This is a genomic window from Acetobacterium wieringae, from assembly GCF_026646375.1.
Taxonomy (GTDB): Bacteria; Bacillota; Clostridia; order Eubacteriales; family Eubacteriaceae; genus Acetobacterium; species Acetobacterium wieringae_A.
The window spans coordinates 1-1,818 of the sequence record NZ_JAIPPU010000047.1; the positions used below are offsets into that span (position 1 = coordinate 1).

At 37.6% G+C, this 1,818-nt stretch carries 2 protein-coding genes; one reads left to right on the forward strand and one right to left on the reverse strand.

The window, feature by feature from the left end; all coding sequences use genetic code 11:
• The first annotated feature begins 102 nt into the window (after positions 1-102).
• Entirely contained in the window at positions 103-1,071 is a 969-nt protein-coding gene (locus Q7P33_RS17845) for a S9 family peptidase (protein WP_303872090.1), read from the forward strand.
• Positions 1,072-1,192: 121 nt separating this feature from the next.
• On the opposite strand, the gene Q7P33_RS17850 is transcribed toward Q7P33_RS17845, so the two are convergent.
• On the reverse strand, positions 1,193-1,669 hold the full coding sequence (locus Q7P33_RS17850) for an SAM-dependent methyltransferase (RefSeq protein WP_303872091.1): 477 nt from the start codon (positions 1,667-1,669) through the stop codon (positions 1,193-1,195).
• Positions 1,670-1,818 lie beyond the last annotated feature (149 nt).

Sequence of the window (1,818 nt, forward strand, 5' to 3'; positions counted from 1 at the left end):
GGTGACGCTACAGAAAAAAACGCGTAAGATCGTCGGCAGCGTCAGATGTGTATAAGAGACAGATAATAAACGAATTGAGATTATAAATAGGAGGCAAATACAATGATTGAGGAGAAAATTGTTATCGGTCCCGAAACACAGTATCCGCTTAACGGAATGTTAAGCATTCCTGAAGAGTCCGATGGATTGTTTCCCGCGGTTGTACTGGTGCATGACTCTGGTCCGCTAAACATGGATGAAAAAATTGGTAATAATTATCCTTTCAAAGACCTTGCGGAAGGTTTATCTAAAAAGGGAATCGCAGTTTTGCGTTATGATAAGAGAACATTTGTATATGGCAAAGAAATGACAAACCACCCTGGATTAACGGTTAGGGAAGAAACCATAGAAGATGCTATTCTTGCCGCCGATCTCTTACGTAAAGACTCACGCATCGATTCTGAAAGAATATTTATAATAGGCCATAGTATGGGGGGAATGCTGTCTCCACGAATTGATGCGGAAGGCGGAAATTTTACCGGACTTATTATTATGGGCGGCACTTCAAGGAAACTTGAAGAGGTCATTATGGAGCAAAATAATGAGGTTCTAAAATCACTGAATCGTTTTTTACAAGTGATCGCCAAAAAACAAATAGCAAGATTATCCTCCAAATTTGATAATATATATAACATGAGTGATGAAGAAGCTAAATCAACATTGGTTTTAGGAAAATACGGCAGAGCCTACTACTTAAAGGAAATGGGTGAACATCCATTAACCAATTATCTTGGGCCATTAAATAAGCCGATACTAATTCTGCAAGGAGATAAAGATTTTCATGTCTCCATAGAAAAAGACCTTAATCAATACAAAGTATTGTTAAAAGAAAAACAAAATGTTACATTCAAACTATACCCTAATCTAAATCATTTGTTTATGCCTTATATTTATGGAAAGATACTAAAGGCAAAAAAAGAATATAAGGTTGCACAACATATTGATGAGCAGGTTATAATTGATATTTCTGACTGGATTCTTTCGGCAGTTGCTTCAAATCCTATATTCACCGCCCCAGCAGCGTTACAATAATATGATATGATTTTACTTTGTTGTCGGCTGGCTACAACAGGCCGCCATCGTCCCATAGCGACCCGTTGTATTGACTATTAGAGCATTTTTTATCCATAGCCGATAATTGGTGTAAGGAAATTTAAAAATTAAATTCATTCTCCCAATCAAAACTTCCCGATTGCTCTAAACTCATGGGCCAATGACTACACCATTCCGGCACACCGGGAGTTTCCACCCTGTCAAGGCTCGGCGTGTATGGCTTTATATCAAGTACAGGTGTTCCATCATTAGCGTCAATATAGGCAATTTGAATAACGCCTTTTTCGTAGTCTATATGAATAATCTGTACCGCAGTTAAAGCAATCGGATTGGGGCGAACAGGCGATCTTGTAGCAAATATGCCCATTACATCCGGGGCAATTTTATAAGATTGTGGCACTTCTAAAACATTTCTAGTTTCTTCGTTATCGAAGTCGCTAAACCACCAAATGACATTAAGATAACTAAAACCATCTAATGCTTGCATGGCCGGGATATATTTCGGTTCAATTTCAATAAACATCCCTCCTTTGTTGACACTGATTCTACCAATGGGATTTACCTTAAAATTTTGCATAGTACATTCCTCCACATGATTTTTATTTTCCTGTAAATCCAGTGTAGACCCTCACACCATGTGAGAGTCAATAATAAAAAAACGTCTTGCATTTTTTTGCAAGGCGTTTTCTGCTATATTTTCTCAATTGATATTATATCGTGCATATC

Excerpts from the sequence above, each read along its gene's own strand:
- Q7P33_RS17850 (WP_303872091.1), bottom strand. The coding sequence starts at position 1,669 with ATGCAAAATTTTAAGGTAAATCCCATTGGTAGAATCAGTGTCAACAAA.
- Q7P33_RS17845 (WP_303872090.1), top strand. The coding sequence starts at position 103 with ATGATTGAGGAGAAAATTGTTATCGGTCCCGAAACACAGTATCCGCTT.